Raw genomic sequence first — 19,136 nt, forward strand, 5'->3', positions numbered from 1 at the left:
GCTATGCAGAGGCCAGACTTGCCTTGAATAGGCCGTCTAGCTTGTGGTTGTGATGTCGGGTTTCGATGCGGTGGAGCCAGCCTCTAACCTCCTCCAGTCCGTGTTCCTGAATGCCGGCATCGATGCGTCTGAAAAGCGCCTTCCAACTCGCACAGTGCGCAGAGCGGCCATACATGCCGCTCCCTTGTTGGATCGATTCGAACATGCAGCCGCCCTGGCACTCCTTAACAAATGGGCAGGCCTGGCAGTCGGCAGATAGCCGCCCTGAACGGGCCGCCAGAGCTTCTAACAGTCCCGTATCGATCACACCGTCCAATGCATTGCCCACCCGAGATAACCCCGCGTCCGCCATTTCTTGGCACACGTGTAGGTCGCCATTCGGCTCCAGGCTGAGAGACCGCTGAGTGCAGTCCGCTTGGAATGCGCAGGCATGTGGCATATGGTGGTTACCACCGGCTAAGGACGCCACGCGCGCGGTGGTGAGGTGGAAAAAGGGCTCCACGATAATCGGGTAGCGCATAAACCAGTCGTCGAAGGTCTCTAGGAGTGCCTTCATCGTCCGTTCTGCCCCTTGAAGGGCTTGGCCAGGCGTTCCTCCCTGAAACAGCGGACGAAGTGTCAGCATACGGCCTTCTCGTGCGGCGAGCCGAGTCTGTTGCCTAGCAGAGTTCAAGCCTGACTGATCCAGGACGAAGACCGCGCCCGGGGTGCTCCGCTGGTTTCGAAGGTAATGGTCTGCCTCTTTCCAGATCAGCCGGTAGTTGTCCGCCGAGCCTTTCACTGTGCGCGCCTGGCTGAAATCGTCGACCGAGGTGCCAAGGCGGCCTTCGAACAGGTCGTATAGTCGACTGATTTTCTCCGGAGTGCCGATCAGGTTGCTCTGTGCACCATCCTGCATCTCTATTCCGTGCTGGGCGCACACTTTTCGCAAATACCGAACGCACTCCTTCAGCTCTTGGAAAGGAACGGTGAGAATTTCGCCACCTATGTACTGGGCCGATAGGAACGTCGGCGCAGCCCCGAGCTGGGGGAGTGCTCGGTTGAAGATGAAGTCGATTGACTTCATGAAAGCGGCCGGCGACATCCGCGACGAGACATTCTCCATCCAGCTGCTGCAGTAGCTGCAGTCCGCGTTACATGACTTCGTCATCCGGATGTGCAAGGTGAAGGGCTGATGAATCATGCGGCGAGCTCCATGGCAGCCATTGCCTCCCGGCACATCAGCACCACTTCATCGAGATGCGCGCCCCCCAACAGCGCCCGAACTTGGTTCCCTGCGGCCAGGTCGGCGATGATATTTTCAACCAGGTGCGCGAGCTTCCATTGCTGCCGGTACCGGATTTCGCTGATCACGCGCACTGGATCGAAAGTCAGGTACTGGTAATTGCCAAACAGGATGTGACGGAAAAGCTCCTCACCACCCTCCTCTGCAGCGTCTGCATACCAATTTTTCGGTGTGTCGATCTGCGCGCCGATCGCATCATAGAAGAACAAGCGTTCGGCCCAAGACTTCCCGAACAGGGCGCCTGGCATCATTTCTACGAGCCGGGGTCGGTCGAACTCATTGAAGAAGCTGTCGTAGGCGCCGGCGAAAGAATCCTCGATCAGGGGGACTTCCCGGCCGCGTTCAATGTTCGCGGTCGCAACCCGGAGTCGAAGCGCCCCTTCCCGCTTCCTGGCTTCCATCACTGCCAGGTACTTGGAACGGTCGGTTTCAGCGCCAGCATTGGCCTTGGCCTGCAGCCATACCCGCTTTAGGCCAGGACAGTCTCCGTCGGCGATGATGCTGCGCAGGTTATGGTGAAGGTTCTTGTGCCACGCCCATCCACCGGAGCACACGACGGCAAACTCACATGTGCCACACTCCTCGTTGGGCATGCTGTGGCGCACCAGCATCTCTGGGGCATTGTTGAAGATTGCCTTTTCCGCGAACCGCAGGTCCTGCACTGAGAGTGGTTCAGTTGGCTGTATCGCCTCGTCACCAGTGTAGCTGGAGTTGAAGGTCACCTCGCCGTTCTGTTCTACCTCGAGGTCGTAGCTGTCATTACCCGGGTAGTGGAAATGGGTCGCGGTAACACACGCCGTCTCCATTTCCACCAACGGGCTGATGGTCACCCCGTCGGGCACCAACTCGCTCAGAGCAAGGATGTAGTCGGACACTTCGCCGTAGGTACAAGTCTTGAGAAAGTAACTCTTGCCGCTGCCTGCCGGGTAGAGCATGTCGCAGGTGATATCGGTGATTCCGCGGCTGACGAACTCTTCGACGATGAACATAGGCCCGCGCTCAATTACGGCCTTGCTCATGGTGATGCAGAGGGTTTTGCGCTTGATGCCGGTGATGGCCTCTAGCGTTTTGAAGTATCTGGGGAGAAGCTTGTCGTCCTTCAGGAACCGATTGGTGTCAGGCTCCCATGGAACAAACACATCCAACCCGTAGCCATATCGGTGGCCCATCTCGTTGAGAAGGCTGATGTACCCTGGGTCCTTGAAAATCAGGTTGGTACACCAAATGAGGGCGGCCTCGGCGTTGTAGTCGCGCTCCCATCCGGCCATGACCTCCAGGGTCCAGGGCAGATTTCTTTCCCAGTAGGCCAGCGGCATCATAGTCAGCTCGCCGCCGAGCAATTCGATGTTGATCTTGGTGACTTTCCGGTCTGCCTTGAACAGAGCTTCGATGCTATCGAAGGTCTTCCGGTAGAGGCCCTCATCCATCATGGCCTTATCCCGGAGCAGCTCTGGCTTCACGTAGCAGTGGGTACAGCCGAGGTTGCAGAGGCGAGTTGGTGCAATACAGACGTTGAGCATGTCCAGGGCGTTATGCACGGCACACCTCTCCAGAGGCGGAAATGAACACCAGTGCCGAGTCCTTTTGATCCCCAATGTCGGCGCCGACCACGTGCGGCACTCGAAGACGCCTGGCGTGCTGCATGAGATGAGACAGCGCAGAACCTTCGCGAACGACAAGCGCGCCTGCGCGCGCTATCAGCGGGAGATAGCTCATTTCCGCTCGGTCAATCAGCAGTGCGTCCCCTGGTTGGAACTCATCTTTGCTGGCCAGCCGCAGGCAGATGCCTTTAGCTGGTATTCCCCATACGAAAGCGTTTAGCCCTAGATCTCGGTCATGGCCTGCCAGTAGGTTAGCCAGCGGGAGAGGCCTGCTTTGCATTGCTACTGTTTCTAGCGCTGCCGCCCTGGAGTCAGTATCGGTACCAACTGAAACGTCTAGGGCTGACATGAGGGAGTTGACTGCCCCACGTTGCTCGATCTCGGCGAGCAATGGGCGCAAGCGCTTCAGTTCGTACATGACCTGCACCGCACATTCATCCTTCAGCCAAGCCATTGGAGAGTCGGTAGCCTGTATAACGCCGCCGAGAAGATCGTCTCCGTCCAGACTCGACTTACCCTGGATAGCGAAGCCATTCAGCGAAAGGCATCCCATGCGCTCAAGCAGATCGGCCCGGGCGTCCGCCTCTGCCTCTTCCAATGCCGCGCCAAGTACAGTCGACGATAGTGGCCGCGAAAAACCCTTGATGCGGGCCTTGATACGGAGTTCAGCTGCCAGAGTCGCCAACCGGTTGAATCGCCCGTACACGTCCCGAATTCGACCAAGGTCGTGGATGACCGCTGCAATCAGCTGTTCGGTCTCGGCAGAGAGGTCGGGGAGCCATAAAGTGCGCTGCGCCAGTCGTTCCCGATGCTCTGTTTCGAAAGCTTCAATGATCGCCGCGGAGGGAAATGCAATGGTCGGGGACATCCGGGTGTAGTCAACTGCCGAGGAAATGTCCTGATAGAGCGACAACAATCCGCCAATGAAAGACTTGGCTTGAACCAGCCGGTACCTGCCTACGGTCAGTTGCTCCCCCTTGATTGCGCAAGCGGCGAGTACGGCAGCTTCCAGCTTGCCGGTGTGTGCTACTGGAGCAACGACGAAGCGGCGATTGTTTTTGGAGATACGGTGCTTGAGGCCTATTCTTCCGAGTTGGTCAGTGCTGACCTGCAGGATGGTCAGCTTCCCCGATAACGAGCGGGCCCACTCAATACTCGTGGCCCCCATAACTCGCTGCAGGCGCAGCAGCACCCGGCAGACAGCCCGGTCTCTTGGGTCGAGCCTGTTTACATCCCATATCGGTACTGCAAAACGCGACGTTGCCGCGGTGCCTGCCGTAACCTGGTCAGCATGGCCTCCTTCGCAAATGATCATGTGGTCATCGGCTTCGGTACCGAACATAGCCACCCCGAATGTTTGGCCTTGAATCCGGGGCTGAACGAAACACATACCCTCCTCTCCAGAGCGCTCTATCTCGGCAATGACCTGAGCGGCCGAGGCCCAGACCTGGTGCTCGCCGTCGGCGTATAGGGAGTCGTAGATTCCAATAGTCGTCGCCTCACAGCTCTCCGACCGTGCAGCAGAGCGAACAATAGTTGGCTTCATGCGCGCCCAGCGTGGGAGATGTCTACCCGTCGAATTGACCAGGGCAGGGGTGATGACGACGCCAGGCAGGACGTGGAAGCCATGCTCCGCAGCTTTGGCCAGTAAGCGAATCTTCTCTGGTAGGTCGGTAGGATGTACGCCCATTGGGACAGTGAACCGTCTTTTCCGATAGCGCCGGTGCGCCGTCCAGCAGAGAGCACTTAGAAGACCTGCCGTCAGCTGCACAGCGATAACCCAGTCCGTAGGCACGTCGGCTCGTACCCACTCTTCAAGGGTCCAGCTAGAAACCTGGAAGACGCCGAGTGCTGCAACCGCAACCAGCCCCTTAGCGGCCACCGTTGGAGTTGCGCAGAAGGCGATGGTCAACACTAGGGCCAGTAAGGCGCTGAACAGGAGATAGCCCTTTATGCCATCTCCCAGAAGGGAAACGGCCTTGAAGCCCGCCTCGCCAAGTTCATTGCGGGCCTTGGCCGAGAATTCGCGCCAACCGTCGTAGAGGTCGGGATTCGACAGTCGCTCTCGGCTAAATAGCTCCGGCTCAGTGTTGATGCCCAGCCAGCCGGCCCCCTTTTCCGACAGGTATTCGCCGGCCAACAGTGAGTGGTAACTGCTGCGCCGGTCATAGCCCAGTCCGGCGTAAGTGGCAGTAGGGTCCAGCTTGGCCAACTCCTCGGTCATCTGGCCTCTGGCGACCTTTTCCATGTCGATGTGGACTGTCCCGCGAATGCGTTCGCGGGTAGTTGCCCAGTCTGCAGCAGGCTGGAAGTCCAGAAACACGACACGAGGCTTGCGTTCTAAGTAGGAATACGTCTCCGAGTTGCCGAATAGTCGTTCGTCATTCTTGAAATGCCGGTAGTACGGTGGCTTTACCAGAAGCTCATCCTCAGTCGGAAGGATGAACTGAGGATCGAGGCCTCGGGACCTGAGGAGAGTTAGGATTACCCAGGTATTACCGGTGAAGTAACCTTCCGCCGCAGAGATCAGGATAGGCCGATCGCCGATGGTGGCGACGATGTTATCCAGACCGGCGAGGAAGGTTGGAAGATCCGAAATCATGTCGCCATGAAGCCAGCCGTCATGTTCAAACTGGTCCCGGGTTGTGTCACTTATGATCTGCAAGCCAGGTGTTGCGGCAATCACCTTTGGGAATTGGCTTGGCAGGATGGCCCGAGGGTCTTCCTCATTTGCAAGGTGCTTCCAGCCGTATGGATGCAGAGATTTAGTGCCACCGACCAGAAATCGAACCTCAATACCGAGTCGGGCATTCAGAGCCTCTGAGATAGCAGCGGCCGAGCTTCCATACTGGTCGATAAGCACCACTGGCACCGACGATTCACGAATCAGCGCCAGCAATTTAGCTGGGCTTTTGCCGAGCTCTTTCGCTGACACTCCATTTCCGAAATCCTGGAAGAACGGTTCAGGCATTGGGTCAATTCGAACCGCGCGGATGGTGCGCTTGGCCAAACTGTCGATGAACTCTGCCGGGTCCATAGCCGTTGGCATCTGCGCCTGCTCATCCAGAGCAACTTCCCGAAACGGAATCTCGGTTATGCGTTCAGCCGGCGAGCCTGAGTCGATGAAATTCGCATCCAACTGACTCGCCCGCTGATCATTGAGCACCAGCGCCAGCACGGCCAACCCAGCGGCGAATCCCAACGCCAGGCTTTTCACCTTGCCATGCTTGCCCGAACAGAATCGGAGGTACCCAAAGACGCCAGCGGCGATCAGTAGTGCAATTACCGTTGACGGTCCGCCGAGGAGCATTGCGCCACCGGCGATAACGACGGGGAAGGCTTGCGCGTTGCAGGACAGTACCAGGGCAAATGCGCCCAGAATCCAAGTCAGACGCATGTCATCCTCTCTTTTGTGATCTGCCAGTCCCTTATTGCCGCGTGCGCCTTTCGCGAAAAAGACACGGCCTGCAGGTGGATGCGTGACAGGTACTCGTAAGCATCCGGGGTCAGGAAATGGTCACGGCGCTGGTCCAAAGAGTCGGCAATGTCTGCAGGCACGGCGCAAGTCATCCCCCACATGATCAGGTCCTCGAACTTGAAGGACACTTCAAGCCCGCTGTTCCACCGTGGGAAACCGCCTACAACTTCAATTGGTAGGTCCATCCACCTGGCCAACTGCACGGCATCCAGGATGAAGCCAGACAGGTGGTGATCGGGCCGACGGCGAACAAAGTCCCAGATGAGGGCATCATCGATCCCAAGGGAGTGATAATTGCCGGCCAGCGAATGCGCGATGATGGAAGCTTCCTCGCCGAAGCGACTTAGTCCACCCTCGAAGAGGACTTGTTTGCCCAGGCGATCGTAGAACCACAGCCGCTGCCGGACGGTGCAGCCGAAGAGCATTTCGGGTATCACCCGCACCACGACGGCAGATCTCACTGCATCAAAGTAGCCCTCGTAGTCGTCGACATAATTGGTTTCGAAGAAGGCTGGGGCCTCGCCGGCAGCCGCCCGTGCGATAGCTCTGATCCTTCTCTCGCGGCGGGCATTGCCGTATCGCGTCACACCCACTTGATCGAAGCTGGTCTGAGCCTGCTTTTCCCATAGCTGGAAGAATCCTGGGCAACTGAACTCCCCTTCCGGAGCAGCCATGTACTTTCCGAGCACTTCAGGTGAGAGCTGCTTGTGAGGGTACCAACCGGAGTTGCAGGCCTGCAGGTAGGCACACCCTCGACAGAAGTCATGCTCGTAGGACAGTTTTGCATCGAGCTCGCTGTTGTTCCCCCAAACCACCTTCAGCGCGGCATTCCGATCCCAAACATTCAGGTTGATGTATGGGCGCACCGCTTCAGTACCGGTTTGGTTCGGGTTCAGCGATAGCTCCCCGCGGTGATCCCAGTGGTACTCGTAGGCGTCGTTGAGTGTGTTCTGAGAACGGGAAAGTGTGCGGAGAGATTTCCTCATGTCGTCCAGATGGTCGACAGTCAGGCCGTAGGGAGCGCCAAGTTCAGTCAAATCCTCAATGAAACGGGCCACGTCACGGTAGTGCGGCTGCGCTCGATCAAAGTAGGACCGGCCTGATCCCCACGGGAAGATCATGTCGCAGGTCACGTCGCTGATCCCGCGCTTCACGAAGGTGTCGATGATGTACTGCGGACCAAGGTCAATGAGGCCCTGCCCCATCACCAACACCAGGTTGAGCATGTTGCACTCGCCCAGCGCTTCGATTCGTTCAAGGTATTTGGGGAAGATGGCCATGTTTTTGCCGAACCGGCCACTCTCTGGTCCCTCGAAGGGGATCGCAATGTCCATTGCGGGATGCCCCTTGAACTGCCTAAGCAAATCCAGGTAGCGGTCATCCTTCCACATGAGATTCGAGCAGAAGGTGAACTCGGTAGGCGTGCCGGCAGCATTCAGGTCGGAAATACGGTCCAGAACCCAAGGTAAGTTCCGCTCCCAGAATTCGAAGGGCATCAGCGTCGCCTCACCCCCCAGCACGTCTAAATGCAGATAGGTGACGGACTGGTCGAGATGGAATGCCTCGACGATAACCTCCACTTCGCGACGGAAGGTTGCCTCGTCTATGTATTCCTTGCGCCTGAGCAGGTCTGGTTGGATATAGCAGTGCTTGCAGGCCAGGTTGCAATTGAGATTGGTCGAGATGGTGGTACTCATCATCTCGATCGACCGATTGCGTGGAAGGGCGTAGGGCAGAATGTTCATGCCCTAATAGTGGAAACCGAGTGCCCCTAATTTGGAAAAAGGGATGCTAAATCGGGTTCCGCATTTTGGTGGATCTCAGCGAGGCCTCGCGCCGGAGTTGCATCGATACGAATTTGATCTCTGGCTCAGGGTGCTCTCCGGAAGCCCCCCCCGCCGGCGAGGGATGGGAGAGCACCCAGCGCAGCAGTTGAGTATTGTGGCCGGCCAGAATGAGGTCCTTGTCCTTCACTTGCAGGCCCTGGGCAAGTAGAGAGGTTTCCTCCACGATTGTGGCCAACTGGTCATCTGGCGAGGTTCTCACCCACTCCCAGACCATCGCGGGGTCCAGCTGCAGAGCCGGGGTGTCCCCGTATACCAGGTGCTCAATCACCAGGCGTTTCAGATCGTTGGAAAGAATTCCAAAATCGTCACAGCTTAGGTTTATCGTTGCTCCTACAGCCTGGTACGCCCAGATTCGCTCCATGAGCGGTCTGCCGATTTGGGCTCCAGGGTTCAGAGCAACCCGACCATTCTCCACCTGCTTTAGCCAGGCGTAAAAAGGCATGCCTTGGCCGGCCTTCTCGTCATGGACTTGTTTGGATGTGACGCTATCCGGCGGTGACTGGAGGATGGCACGCATGGCCTCATGATGAGTGTTCATCCGTGTATCGAACTCCCCGAATCGATCCTTCACTTTCGACCAGAGGCGCTTGTAGCCAGGACACTCAGCTGAGTCCCATGCTCGTACATCCTCCGGTTCGGCAATTCGATAGTGGTACCAGCCACCAGCGCAGTAGGAGTGGAACTCACATTGGAAGCAGTAGTCGTGGTAGCGGGAGAGTTTGTTATCCAACTCCGAGGTGTTATCCGCCAGAACCTTGAACGCCCAATCCGGATCGTCAATGTAGATCCTGGTGTCACCGAGGGCGGCCTCCGAAGTGGTCTGTGAGGCATTGAAGCTGGTGAGTCCGTCTGGCTCAACCGCCAGGTCATAGCGGAAGTTGCCGATGCACTGATAGCTGGTGCCCCGGAACATGGCGCTCGTCATCTCGTCGGCCGGCGTGAAGGTGATGCCTTTAGGCGCTATCTCGAAAAGCCTGCACAGGTAGTCACTCATTTCGGCGAAGCTGATCATGTTCGGCTGCCAGAACGCCTTGCCTGAGCCGTAGGGGCTGATCATCTTGATGCTGAAGTCGGTGACACCCAGCGGTAGGAACTGTTCCAACAGATAGTCCGGCCCCAATTCGACCGTGGTCTTTGTGAGGATGACGTCGAGGATCTTTTGCCGCACCTTCAGGGCGCTGACTGTCTCGCGCCAGGCGGGCATCAGCTTATCCCGCTTACCGAAGCGGTTGGTTTCCGGCTCCCACGAGGTGTAAACGCACATTTCCGGCCAATCGCCGTACTGGTTGAACAGGTCGATGTAGTCGGCTCGCCTGCGCTGGTCAGAGAAAATGAGGTTGGAGAGGACGTTGACCGAGCCCGGTGTCTTGAGTTGTGCGTTGAAGTCCCGGCATTGCTCTAGGGCGAACGGCAAATTTCGACGCCAGAACTCGACTGGCATCTTGGTGATCTCGCCGCCGATGATTTCCCACTCGACCTCCTCCAAACCGCGGTCCAGGGCTACGAGGTCTCGGACACGGTCGAATACCCCCCGGAAAACCCCTTCCTCCATCTCGACGGGATTGGCCAACTCCAACGGATCGATGTAGCAGTGAGTGCACCGCCGATTGCACCATCGGGTAGCGGTGATGCTGATGTTGGCCTGATTCAACCGGGATTGTTTATGCACAGCGCATCTTCTCCAGTAGCAGGTCCCACATTCCCTTCCCACCCGCGCACTCCCCAGAGCCATCGGTGACTGGCACATGGGCAGGTCCGCCGGAGCAGTAGCTGAAATGAGGGCAGGACCTGCAAGGCAGGAGACGGCGCCGTTCGGCAATAACGCGGGCCAGGCGCCGGGGTGATGAGAGCAATTCGTCAAGAGGTGCGTCTTGGAGGTTTCCAAGGAACGTCCCTTCGAGATCGGAATAGAGGGGGTTTGTCGTTACAGATCCGTCCGGGTTCAGGGTCAGAAATCGATCTTCTGACAGGACGTTAAATTGGTTGTTGGCCTCGCCGGCTACCTGTTCCAGTGCGCCGATGGTAATCCCGGCGTCCCTAAGCTGCCGGCCATGGGTGGCTTCCAGCGTGTGAAGGAAGGTCCAAACGGCTGCATAGCTTGCGGTGAGCGGGAGCTCCGGCGCCGAGGATGCTTGGTAGATTGGCTCTGCCAGGAAGGTCCGGAAGTCAACAGAGATGTCGAACTCCCAGACCTTAGCCTTCGTAGAGAGCATAAGCTCCGCCAACGCGGTCGGGCCGCGCTTGATGGTCTCGGAATTGAGTTCGACGTTGACGGTACAAACCACACCCGCATCCCAGAAGCGGTTCAGGCCAGTGAGGAAACGCCGGGTATACAGATCTTCTGAGCCCGATAGGCTGAACTTGTGCCCTAGGGCGAACGTTGTCTCAACCTGGCCGTTGAAAGCCGAATGAGAGAGATCAATGAGCCAATTGGGGACAGAAAAGCAGTTGGTCACCATGGTCTGGGAAGCGTGTGGGAGTAGGCCTCGGGCCTGGTCCACGTACAACTGCATGCGACTAGGGCCCACGATTGTTGGCTCTCCACCTTCCCAGATCAGGGTCACCGGGCGGTCAGCCCAGAAATCGGATGTCAGGAAGGCTTTAAGCGTGTAGGTGGGGAGTCGCTCACCGGCGGCCCGGTTGGCCTCGGTTAAATAGCAGCGCTTACAGTCGACGTTGCACTGGCGCGTTACGTTGATGAACCCAACAGCTTCAGACCTTGCCATCACTCCCCCTATCCCCCCATCCCATTGAGATGAGGGACCGATCAGCCGACAGCGATGAGTCCGCTGGCGGGTGCAGGTACTGGTTTGGGTGATGAAGGCGGAGGCGGGCTCACATGGTTTCCAGCCTCAAGAACTGCTCGAATCATGGAAAGGAACTCACCAGTGGCCAGCGCTGCAATCTTCGGCTCAACATCCATCGCCACGGCTATGCGCGACGCAACGGAACCAGGTTGAACAGTTCCGTGATCGAGGTTGATGCGTTCTTGCACCTGCAGGGTGGACTCAACGCCTGCCCATGCCTCGTCCATCTCATCGATACCGAATGCTGCAGCAAATGCAGCACCTAAAGCATTGGCGAGTTTGGCCTGGCGGGTATTCACCGGAGGGGTAGCCTGCCCTTCAACCGCGGGCTCATCCGGTGGTAGATACTTATCCAATACCGTGTGGACGCCGTGCTTCAGCTCGTACAGCATGCCGGCTGCGTTGGAAAGGCTAAGCCCCGTGGACTTGCTCACCATCCGAATGAGATTGGGCAGAGGAGTTCGTAGGTCGAGTTCCTCCTCCAGGATGCGCGCTCGGGAGTCACGGAACTGCGCTTGCTTGAGGTGAATTGCCTTGGCCACCTTTTCGAGGATCTCATTGAAAGCATCCTCAGTCCCAAAGTGCTCCATGATGACGTCGTGAATTACGACTTTCACGTGCTCCATAACCACTTCAGGCATGCCATCGGTGAATAAGGTATTCATCATCTCGTCGGTCGAGATGGATGCCGGAATGTGCCCTGCCGCCACACCGAAAAGGTATTCGAGGTAGCCATCGATTGGCGCGACACGGATATTCGATTGAGGCGAGGAAAGCCACATCCTTCCGTAGGTACGGAGTACCTCGCAGTAGCGTTCCACTTTCTCGTCGACGACGGTGGTGTGCCCTGGCGGGAGCAGGTTGATGTTGAAACCCGAGGATTCAGCGTGCATCAGCAATTCGTCGGGCGATACGGAGCAATCGTAAGGGATGTCGATCGACACCGAATTGAGACTGCCGGCAGCCAAGATCAAGCTGAACGTGAAGTCGTCGCTGGGAAGGTCCGGTGAGTCTGGGTGACTCTGCGCGCGCAAGCCCAAGTGACAGGCATCGCGAGGGATGCGCTTGAGCGTCGTGTCGCACTCTATGTTGAAGTACGAAACGTCCCGCTTGATCTCGTGCTCGGGCGAAGTCTGAAGATGGCTGGACTGTGCAAGGAAGATCCCTTCAAGGTCCGAAACTCTCATTCCAACTTGAACTGTCATGGAACCCCCAATCAGCGCCAGCCACGCGAGCCATGGCACGCGCCGTGGCAGGCACCATGACAAGCGTTATGGCAATAACCCCAGTCGCCGATCCGGGTGGAGTCCATATCTTTTGCTGTGGCTGTGGCCGCCAGCAGCATGTTGTCGATGCCGCCCACCATGTTGCCCACCACGATCTCGCTCAACACCTTCTGGTGTTGTTCAACCATAGGCTTGATCGGGTTCATCTCCAGGATGGCGCGCAGACGGGCGATTTCCTTGTCTGCAGCGAGATCTTCAGTCGACTGCTCCACAGTGAATGACTTGTGAGTTTCGGCGTAAGCGCTGGCGGTCAAGGCGCTGACCGCGATTGCGACCATGACTCGATTGCCGGTGAACTGCTTCATCTTCCCCTCCATTTCTACTTGCCCAAAGGGCAGATTCTTACCCAGCGATTGCTATCAATCCGGGGTTGTCTCTGGTTGCGATGTGGTCATTCAGAAGCCTGAACGTCATGTATCCCCCTGCACACTCCTGGCTCTCGTCCATTCGGGGCGTGGCCATACAACCTGAGCTACAAATAGGCTTGAACTGGCAGGTAGTGCAGTCCATTTGACGCTCCACTCGGGCAGCCTCAAGCTGGGTGTGCTCCACCACTGCCACTCCAACCGCATTCCGGTTATCCCGCTCCGAGGTCAACGCAGTACAGGCGGAGTAATAGCCGTTCTGGTCGAACGTATGGAATCGAGTATCACAAGCGCCGGAGAGACACCCGTAACCTCCTCTCTCACCGCGGCGCAGTCGTTCCACGCTGGCGATAAGCCCATCCAGCGGAGAGATGTTCAGTTCCTGCCGACCTTCCCGCTGCTGAGACATGAAGCGGCTGTAGGCCATGGCAAAGCGTCCAGTCCACATGCTGTAGTCGCGGTTCGTGACTCCGAGCCAATCCCAGTTGGTTATCGCATATCCAGTTCTGGTCAGCCTCTCAAAGTGGGCCAGTGAAATTCCGCGCTCGAGAAGGAAGTCAATGAGGTCAGTTGGGTTCCTGAACCTGTTGATCAGTGGTTTGGTCACCGTGATGACCATGTACGGTGTCAGCTGAAGGCTTTGGAGTGCGTGGATGTTGGCCCAGAACTTATTTTCGAACTGCTCGTTCGATTCGGGACGTCCAGCCCTTAGAAGGCGGATCTCCGGGTCCCAGGACACCCCGACAATGCCATCAAAGAACTCGTGATAGAGCTCAGCCCAACGTAGGTCGAAGGTCATCAAGTTCGTCTGAAGCGAGAAACGCACGTCGAACTCGGACAGTTCAGTCTTCAAAAACACAACTGTTTTGCGCATGAACTCCTGACCAACCAGCGTTGGCTCCCCCCCGTGGAGCTGGAACAGCAGGACCTGGCCTGGTCGAGCAAAAGAGCGGACCTTCGTCGGAATCTGCTCGATATTTTTCCAGTCCATCCGCTTCGGATTGTTGGGGATGAAACAGTGTTGGCAGTGGAGATTGCATGCCTCGATGAGCCGCACATAGATCATGTGATCGAAGTCGGGTGCCCCCTTGCTCATGCGATGCGCTCCAGCCCGATGGTGTACGGGTCAAAGGGCAGCGCGCCTGCCGCGGACAGGTAGCCGGTAGCAAATCGGCGCCCCTCCTCGTTGGCAACAAACTCTTTGACTTTCGCTAGGTGTGATCGATAGCCGGCACACTCCCCTGCACCGGTATGAACCTGGTGATCGGTGATTGGGCAGCCGCTCTTGCACCACGACCGGAACTCGCACTTACGGCAGTGATTCTCGATGTGGTCGATGTGTTGAACCTTGATCCAGCCCAGTCGTTCAGGGCTGGATTGGAAGGCATCGATGCCGTCCTGGACCTTTGGCCAAAGGTCCGTCTCGTACTCCATCCGATCCGGGCAGGTGTTGAGCGCCCCGTCGGGATTAATCACTAGAAAGTCGCGCTGGCAGGTTCCGCCCCAGCGCTCGCCGGGTTGGTTGTGCAATACCCCACCAATGGCTGCTGCCACGGCATTGTTTGTTACGCAGGAACCGGTCCGTCGTAAGTCTTCTATCGACACATCGAACAGGTCGCTCAGAAAATCGCTGTGTTCCTTGTTGCTTGGACGGTCTGCGTCGGCCCCGTAGGGGTTGTACCGCTCGATGTTGAAATGGGTGAACCCGTGTTCCTTGAACCACCCATAGATCTCCGCTACTCGAGCAAGCTCATTGCGCGTCGGCACCATGATTGGGCCCACGTGAAGACTATGGGAGCGGGCCAGGTGGACCTTCTCGAGCCACAGATCGATGTACTTGCTATTGGAGCCCTGTATGGTGCGGCCGCTGAAGTCGATAGAGGAGCCGACGAAGCCATCACACCGCTCCTGCAAAAATGGGATGTGTGAACGACGCAGTGGAATGAGCGAGGTCTGGATGGCTTCCTGAATTTCAATTCCGGAGAGGCCGCGCCGCACCTTGTCCGAGAGATCCATGAGTACCCCGGCACTCATACTTAGCGGCTCGCCTCCGTGGTACAGGATGGAGACTCGGTCGTGCCCCTCCCGCTCGGCCAGGTTGCGGATCAGATCCAAGCTGTCCTGGAGGGTAGCCTCCGACATACGGGACTTATTGGCCCGCACATCCTCTGGGAGGTAGCAGAAGTCGCAACCTACGTTGCAGAAGTTTGTTGGCTTGAGATAGACCTGAAGCATTAGTTCACCCACCCGTATGCGGAGAGTCGCGCGCGGGCGCTATCGGGAGTGATGCCGAGCTTGTAGAGAATGCGGTCAGCCTCACCAGTCACAACCGACTGCTTGAGACGATTGAAAACCATCTTCCAGCTCTGGCAATAGCCGAACTTGCCCCCCATCCCTTTTTCGAAGAGCACCGCATCGCGGGCACAGCCGCCCTCGCATTCGGTGAAGTGCGGGCACGTCTTGCAGTCTGGTGGAAGGTTGACTGCTCGCCCCATGATTTCTCGGGAGGCAGGTGATGCGGTCAGCGCGGGGGCGATGTCGGCACCCGAGTAGAACTTAACCTCAACCGGTTTCGCTTCCTGCACCTCACCGGTAAGGATGTTGCCGAAGCGAAAGCGCTTGTCGCCGAAATCGCTGAATTCGCTGCAGTTGTACACCGAGCCGTCAGGGTCGATGGTCAGGAACCGACCTCCACAGGACTTGGTCCAGGGGCAGAGCATGCTCTTGTAGCCAGCCACCTTCTGCAGCATCAAGTCCAGCGGCGTGATGCGGAAAACCGGTACTTCATCGATCCAGCGGTCGTAGAGATCGACAAGCATCTGCCCATAGGTCGCAGGGTCAATGAGCATGCCCGCCTCCCTGGCACGACCAGCGGGGTAGGCGTAGTTGAACCGGATGTCGAATCCAGCCGAGCCATATGAGAGGGCTCGCTCATACATGTCCATTGCGGCCGTGGCCGCCCCTTCGTCGTAAACGCCGATTACGAGCGGTCGAAAGTCGTCGGCGATTACCTGGTCCATTGCTCGCCAGAACAGACGGTCATACGTCTCAGCGGAGCCTTTAACCGTTCGGTATTTCTTGTAAGGGTCGAAACTTGTAGAGACCCGGCCCTCAAAGATTTCCGAGAACACTCGCTTCCAACGATCGGACTTGTACCCCAGAAGGTTGGTTTGGATTGCAAAGTGAACGCCACCATGCTGAGCCAATGCGTACTCAGCGCACGCTTCGAAGAAATCGGGGCCCATGAGCATTGGCTCGCCGCCATGCCAGATCCAGTCGATATTTGGTGTGAACGATGGCTGCAGGCGATCAAACATCCGCTTGAAATCATCAAGCGACCAGCTGCCCTCGCCGTCAGGGGGCGCAGAGCAGTAGGTGCAGTCCGCGTTGCAGTTTTTGGTTGGCTTAGCGATAACGACTGAATATGGCATTAGGGGTAATAGCAGTAGACGTCGACAAGCGACTGAAGGTTGTTCCGCTCTACCTCAGAGCCAATGATGTTCGTCGAAACGATCCAGTAGCTACCGTAGTCGAGGAGTTTGTACTCGTAGCCGAAGGCCCCGTGGTTTACCTCTCCCTCCTGCCAGCCACCACGCATTGTTCCTGGGCGCAGAGATGCTCTTGCAGATCCTCCGCCCGGGCACGCAGGCTTTATAACTCCGTCGCTGTGTCGGACAAGGTAGGTTCCCTTCTGCACGAAATTCGGCAGCAGATCGATGAGGTTGGCGTTCCCCCGTTGACGAAGGGTTACGTTTTCAACCGAAAGGTTGGTCCCATTCTCGATGGCCACCTCGCCGCCATAGGGAGTGCTGAGGATCAAGCGCCCAGCATCCGTTTTTACTCGAGCATCCGCACCACCGTTGTTCAGATACATGTTCGAAACTTCGTTGATCGAATTGCTCCCAAGCAACAACGGGGTGCGCATCCGATTCATCTCAGGGTCACCGGTGTAGACTCGAGACAGCTTAGAGTTTAGTGCGGGCTCACTGCCTGGAATCCCGATCGTTGAGCGAATGGTGTACGTCGCTGCATTGCTGATCACTGTCCCAGGCAGGTTGTTCGCAACTACACCATCCCAGTCTTGAGCAATGCTTTGGGTGATCGAGAAAGTGTTTGCATTGCAAGCTGGGGTAACTGCCTGGTTGTACTTGTTGGTTGCGCTGATGCCGGCAAGTGTTGGTGGAGAGGTGCTCTCAAGCACGCTTTTGGCATTTGCACAGTTGCTTGCTTGGCCTGGCCACGAGCCATTCTGCATGCGGTATGAGCGTGCAGCGTCCAGAAAAGACTGAGTTTCTTGCGCAGTCAGGATTGCACGCTTCTGGTTGAGCTGCTCCATGTACCTGGGTGTGGCATAGACAGCAATCATAGCCATCACGGCCAGCACTATCGCCAATTCAATCAGCGTGAAGCCTCTCATCGAGGCCTGGGAATTAGCGCGTCGTTTCTTCATGGAGGATTCGCTTCTGATAAGACACCCAGGCGGAAGAGGAGCTCTGCGTCGGCCTGGTTGTGATGATAATCCGGGTGTTTGTCCCGACGTTCTCTGTGATGTAACCACCGTAGTTGTTTTCCTTGAAGGGCAGATCTACGGCTATGTAGCAGCGCTGCGAGTCGAACTTAACGAGGATGTTTGAGCCAAGAGGGTTGGTAGCTGGCAGGCGGTAATCGGCACTCAGCAGGTTCTGAAGATCCGCTGTTTTCGACCAGTTGGTCAGTGATCCATATGTATGGGTAACCTTAAGGTTCGCCCCGACGGTGGAGGACACTGCTTTTGTCCGCGCAATCTCGCACACAGGAATCAGGTTCTTGGCCTGCTCAATCGAGGAATTGATTTTTCCCTGCTGATACTTCTCCATCGCGCCTGGAAGGAGCGCGACCGTCATGACTGCGACGATTGCCAAGCAGACTGCCAGCTCGATGAGGGTGAAGCCGCGGGAACGAACCATAGCCACAGTCATCGCATGGCCGACGCGAGGTTAATGATGGGCAGATAAAAGCCGATCGCGAACATCATGATGGTCAGGAGCATCATTGAGAAACCGATGACCGATGACATCTGGGCTACCTTCTCCGAATGCCGTAGGTAGTACGCCTTAAGAGCATCAGCCATATTGCTCAGCACGTTGTCTCGGCCAGCTGGTGACTGGTTGTCGAAACCCTGGAGGTTCTGAGTAATCAGGGGTGGCCACTCGGGGTTGTCGAAAACATCGGATAGCTCACGGCCCTCGACGAGGCGTGCGTGAGCTTCTTGATAGAGAGCATGTGCGCGGCCCCGCGAGCGTTGCATCATGAACTTGAAACTTTGGGGGTTAGTAAAGCCACTGCTGAGCAGTAGCTGATAAGTCTGAACAAACTCCAGGCCCATCCGCACCTTGTTTCTCTCATTGAGAAACGAGAAACCTGGCAGGTTCCTCACCATTTCCCATACCCGAGCACGGAACACATAGATCCCGGCAGCGATTCCAAGCAGGACGTAGAGATACTGGGTATAGACAGTGTGCAGAAGCAAGATCAGCTGGCTCAGGGAGTTGAGCTGCAGGTCGAGGCGCTGTACATGGATGAAGTCGTGGATAGTTCCACCTGCCCATAGCGGAATGCCGATGATGAAGCCAAGACCAAAGCATGCGTTGATCATGGCTTTCTTCATCAGAGCAGAGAACTCTTTCTTCGCTGCCAGACGTTCTGCGATTGCTTTGGATGCCCTGTTCAGAGCATCAGGCAATCGCCCTGTCTTGTCCCCGGCCTCAGCCAGAAGGACCGCGGTCTCGTCGAATCGAAGAAGCGACAAGTATTCTTTTGGGGTTTGACAGGAGTCGATTTGAGCAAATGTGATCTTCAGTGCTTTGTAGTCCACTGACTCCTGGACCGCCTTACCGAAGGTCTTGCCTGAAGAAATTTTTGAAGCAATGGCTGACAACATGAGGACCTGCTCGACAAGGGGAAACTTCTTGTCGAACAAGGCCGATTTGATACCCCCGAGGTGGTCAACAGCAACGCTATGGATGACCGACTCGGGGATGCCGGACATGGCAATGGCCTGCTCTTTTGTTTCCGCCTCAACACCGACGGAAACCACACCACCCGATTCACCTAGATACTTCAGTTGGTAGTAGGCCATGGCCAATCCCTTAGTTGCAGCGGTACGCCACGGTCACTTTGGTGTTACCGGTCGCGGTTGCGGAGTTCTTCACGATGTTGTTGCTTTGGTTCAATGCTGTTGCGAGGTCAGCAGCAGCATTGGTGTCAGTGCTGTCTATGGTGTAGCTGATGGTCACCTGGTTGCTGGTGACAGCATCAACGCTCCAGGCTGTGTTCCAGACTGTCAGGTCGGGCAAGCCGCGTTCCTTCAGCTTGGCTGCAGTGATGGTGGTCGTGCTGCAAGTGTTGGTGCGGCTCACCTGCCGGGCGATTGCACCGGGGAAGTCTTTCTGCAGCTGAGTGATCGCAGTGCTCAGCTTGGAGTCTTC

General features: G+C 57.0%; 15 protein-coding genes. All 15 read right to left on the reverse strand.

Features of this window, described 5'->3' with window-relative positions; all coding sequences use genetic code 11:
- Position 1: 1 nt before the first annotated feature.
- A complete protein-coding gene (locus HMPREF1224_RS42930; RefSeq protein ID WP_010794331.1) occupies positions 2 to 1,183 on the reverse strand; it encodes an SPASM domain-containing protein in 1,182 nt (393 codons plus the stop codon).
- Positions 1,180 to 2,823, reverse strand: a complete 1,644-nt coding sequence (locus tag HMPREF1224_RS42935) for a radical SAM protein (RefSeq protein ID WP_010794332.1) — start codon at positions 2,821 to 2,823, stop codon at positions 1,180 to 1,182. Before HMPREF1224_RS42935 ends, HMPREF1224_RS42930 begins: the two co-directional genes overlap by 4 nt.
- Positions 2,816 to 6,283, reverse strand: coding sequence for a PEP-utilizing enzyme (locus HMPREF1224_RS42940; protein ID WP_010794333.1), 3,468 nt, complete (start codon positions 6,281 to 6,283; stop codon positions 2,816 to 2,818). Before HMPREF1224_RS42940 ends, HMPREF1224_RS42935 begins: the two co-directional genes overlap by 8 nt.
- Positions 6,274 to 8,109: a radical SAM protein gene (locus HMPREF1224_RS42945; RefSeq protein ID WP_010794334.1), complete on the reverse strand. Its 1,836-nt coding sequence runs from the start codon at positions 8,107 to 8,109 to the stop codon at positions 6,274 to 6,276. Before HMPREF1224_RS42945 ends, HMPREF1224_RS42940 begins: the two co-directional genes overlap by 10 nt.
- A gap of 46 nt (positions 8,110 to 8,155) precedes the next feature.
- Positions 8,156 to 9,880, reverse strand: coding sequence for a radical SAM protein (locus HMPREF1224_RS42950; protein WP_010794335.1), 1,725 nt, complete (start codon positions 9,878 to 9,880; stop codon positions 8,156 to 8,158).
- Positions 9,873 to 10,937: a radical SAM protein gene (locus HMPREF1224_RS42955; RefSeq protein ID WP_010794336.1), complete on the reverse strand. Its 1,065-nt coding sequence runs from the start codon at positions 10,935 to 10,937 to the stop codon at positions 9,873 to 9,875. The genes HMPREF1224_RS42950 and HMPREF1224_RS42955 overlap by 8 nt, the downstream gene beginning before the upstream one ends.
- 41 nt (positions 10,938 to 10,978) lie before the next feature.
- On the reverse strand, positions 10,979 to 12,223 hold the full coding sequence (locus HMPREF1224_RS42960; protein WP_010794337.1) for a hypothetical protein: 1,245 nt from the start codon (positions 12,221 to 12,223) through the stop codon (positions 10,979 to 10,981).
- Positions 12,224 to 12,234: 11 nt separating this feature from the next.
- The gene (locus HMPREF1224_RS42965) at positions 12,235 to 12,609 is read right to left on the reverse strand and encodes a hypothetical protein (protein WP_010792555.1); all 375 of its coding nucleotides are present in this window, start codon (positions 12,607 to 12,609) and stop codon (positions 12,235 to 12,237) included.
- Between the two features lie 37 nt (positions 12,610 to 12,646).
- Positions 12,647 to 13,765, reverse strand: a complete 1,119-nt coding sequence (locus tag HMPREF1224_RS42970) for a radical SAM protein (RefSeq protein ID WP_010794338.1) — start codon at positions 13,763 to 13,765, stop codon at positions 12,647 to 12,649.
- Positions 13,762 to 14,904, reverse strand: coding sequence for a radical SAM/SPASM domain-containing protein (locus HMPREF1224_RS42975; RefSeq protein WP_010794339.1), 1,143 nt, complete (start codon positions 14,902 to 14,904; stop codon positions 13,762 to 13,764). The genes HMPREF1224_RS42970 and HMPREF1224_RS42975 overlap by 4 nt, the downstream gene beginning before the upstream one ends.
- Entirely contained in the window at positions 14,904 to 15,986 is a 1,083-nt protein-coding gene (locus tag HMPREF1224_RS42980) for a radical SAM protein (protein ID WP_031628701.1), read from the reverse strand. Before HMPREF1224_RS42980 ends, HMPREF1224_RS42975 begins: the two co-directional genes overlap by 1 nt.
- A gap of 113 nt (positions 15,987 to 16,099) precedes the next feature.
- The gene (locus HMPREF1224_RS42985; RefSeq protein ID WP_228757906.1) at positions 16,100 to 17,119 is read right to left on the reverse strand and encodes a type II secretion system protein; all 1,020 of its coding nucleotides are present in this window, start codon (positions 17,117 to 17,119) and stop codon (positions 16,100 to 16,102) included.
- Positions 17,100 to 17,615, reverse strand: coding sequence for a type II secretion system protein (locus HMPREF1224_RS42990; protein ID WP_021263643.1), 516 nt, complete (start codon positions 17,613 to 17,615; stop codon positions 17,100 to 17,102). Before HMPREF1224_RS42990 ends, HMPREF1224_RS42985 begins: the two co-directional genes overlap by 20 nt.
- 8 nt (positions 17,616 to 17,623) lie before the next feature.
- Positions 17,624 to 18,787 (reverse strand): type II secretion system F family protein, encoded by a 1,164-nt coding sequence (locus HMPREF1224_RS42995; protein WP_010794343.1) that lies wholly within the window; start codon positions 18,785 to 18,787, stop codon positions 17,624 to 17,626.
- A gap of 10 nt (positions 18,788 to 18,797) precedes the next feature.
- Positions 18,798 to 19,136 (reverse strand): hypothetical protein (locus HMPREF1224_RS45735; RefSeq protein WP_010794344.1); only part of this gene is annotated, 339 nt, incomplete at its 5' end.

Origin of the sequence: Pseudomonas sp. P179, from assembly GCF_000478485.2 — a bacterium.
In the GTDB taxonomy this organism is placed as follows: domain Bacteria; phylum Pseudomonadota; class Gammaproteobacteria; order Pseudomonadales; family Pseudomonadaceae; genus Pseudomonas; species Pseudomonas aeruginosa.

Coding starts and splice junctions, on each gene's coding strand:
- HMPREF1224_RS42930 (WP_010794331.1), bottom strand. CDS start 1,183: ATGATTCATCAGCCCTTCACCTTGCACATCCGGATGACGAAGTCATGT.
- HMPREF1224_RS42940 (WP_010794333.1), bottom strand. CDS start 6,283: ATGCGTCTGACTTGGATTCTGGGCGCATTTGCCCTGGTACTGTCCTGC.
- HMPREF1224_RS42945 (WP_010794334.1), bottom strand. CDS start 8,109: ATGAACATTCTGCCCTACGCCCTTCCACGCAATCGGTCGATCGAGATG.
- HMPREF1224_RS42955 (WP_010794336.1), bottom strand. CDS start 10,937: ATGGCAAGGTCTGAAGCTGTTGGGTTCATCAACGTAACGCGCCAGTGC.
- HMPREF1224_RS42960 (WP_010794337.1), bottom strand. CDS start 12,223: ATGACAGTTCAAGTTGGAATGAGAGTTTCGGACCTTGAAGGGATCTTC.
- HMPREF1224_RS42965 (WP_010792555.1), bottom strand. CDS start 12,609: ATGAAGCAGTTCACCGGCAATCGAGTCATGGTCGCAATCGCGGTCAGC.
- HMPREF1224_RS42970 (WP_010794338.1), bottom strand. CDS start 13,765: ATGAGCAAGGGGGCACCCGACTTCGATCACATGATCTATGTGCGGCTC.
- HMPREF1224_RS42975 (WP_010794339.1), bottom strand. CDS start 14,904: ATGCTTCAGGTCTATCTCAAGCCAACAAACTTCTGCAACGTAGGTTGC.
- HMPREF1224_RS42980 (WP_031628701.1), bottom strand. CDS start 15,986: ATGTTTGATCGCCTGCAGCCATCGTTCACACCAAATATCGACTGGATC.
- HMPREF1224_RS42985 (WP_228757906.1), bottom strand. CDS start 17,119: ATGAAGAAACGACGCGCTAATTCCCAGGCCTCGATGAGAGGCTTCACG.
- HMPREF1224_RS42990 (WP_021263643.1), bottom strand. CDS start 17,615: ATGGTTCGTTCCCGCGGCTTCACCCTCATCGAGCTGGCAGTCTGCTTG.
- HMPREF1224_RS42995 (WP_010794343.1), bottom strand. CDS start 18,787: ATGGCCTACTACCAACTGAAGTATCTAGGTGAATCGGGTGGTGTGGTT.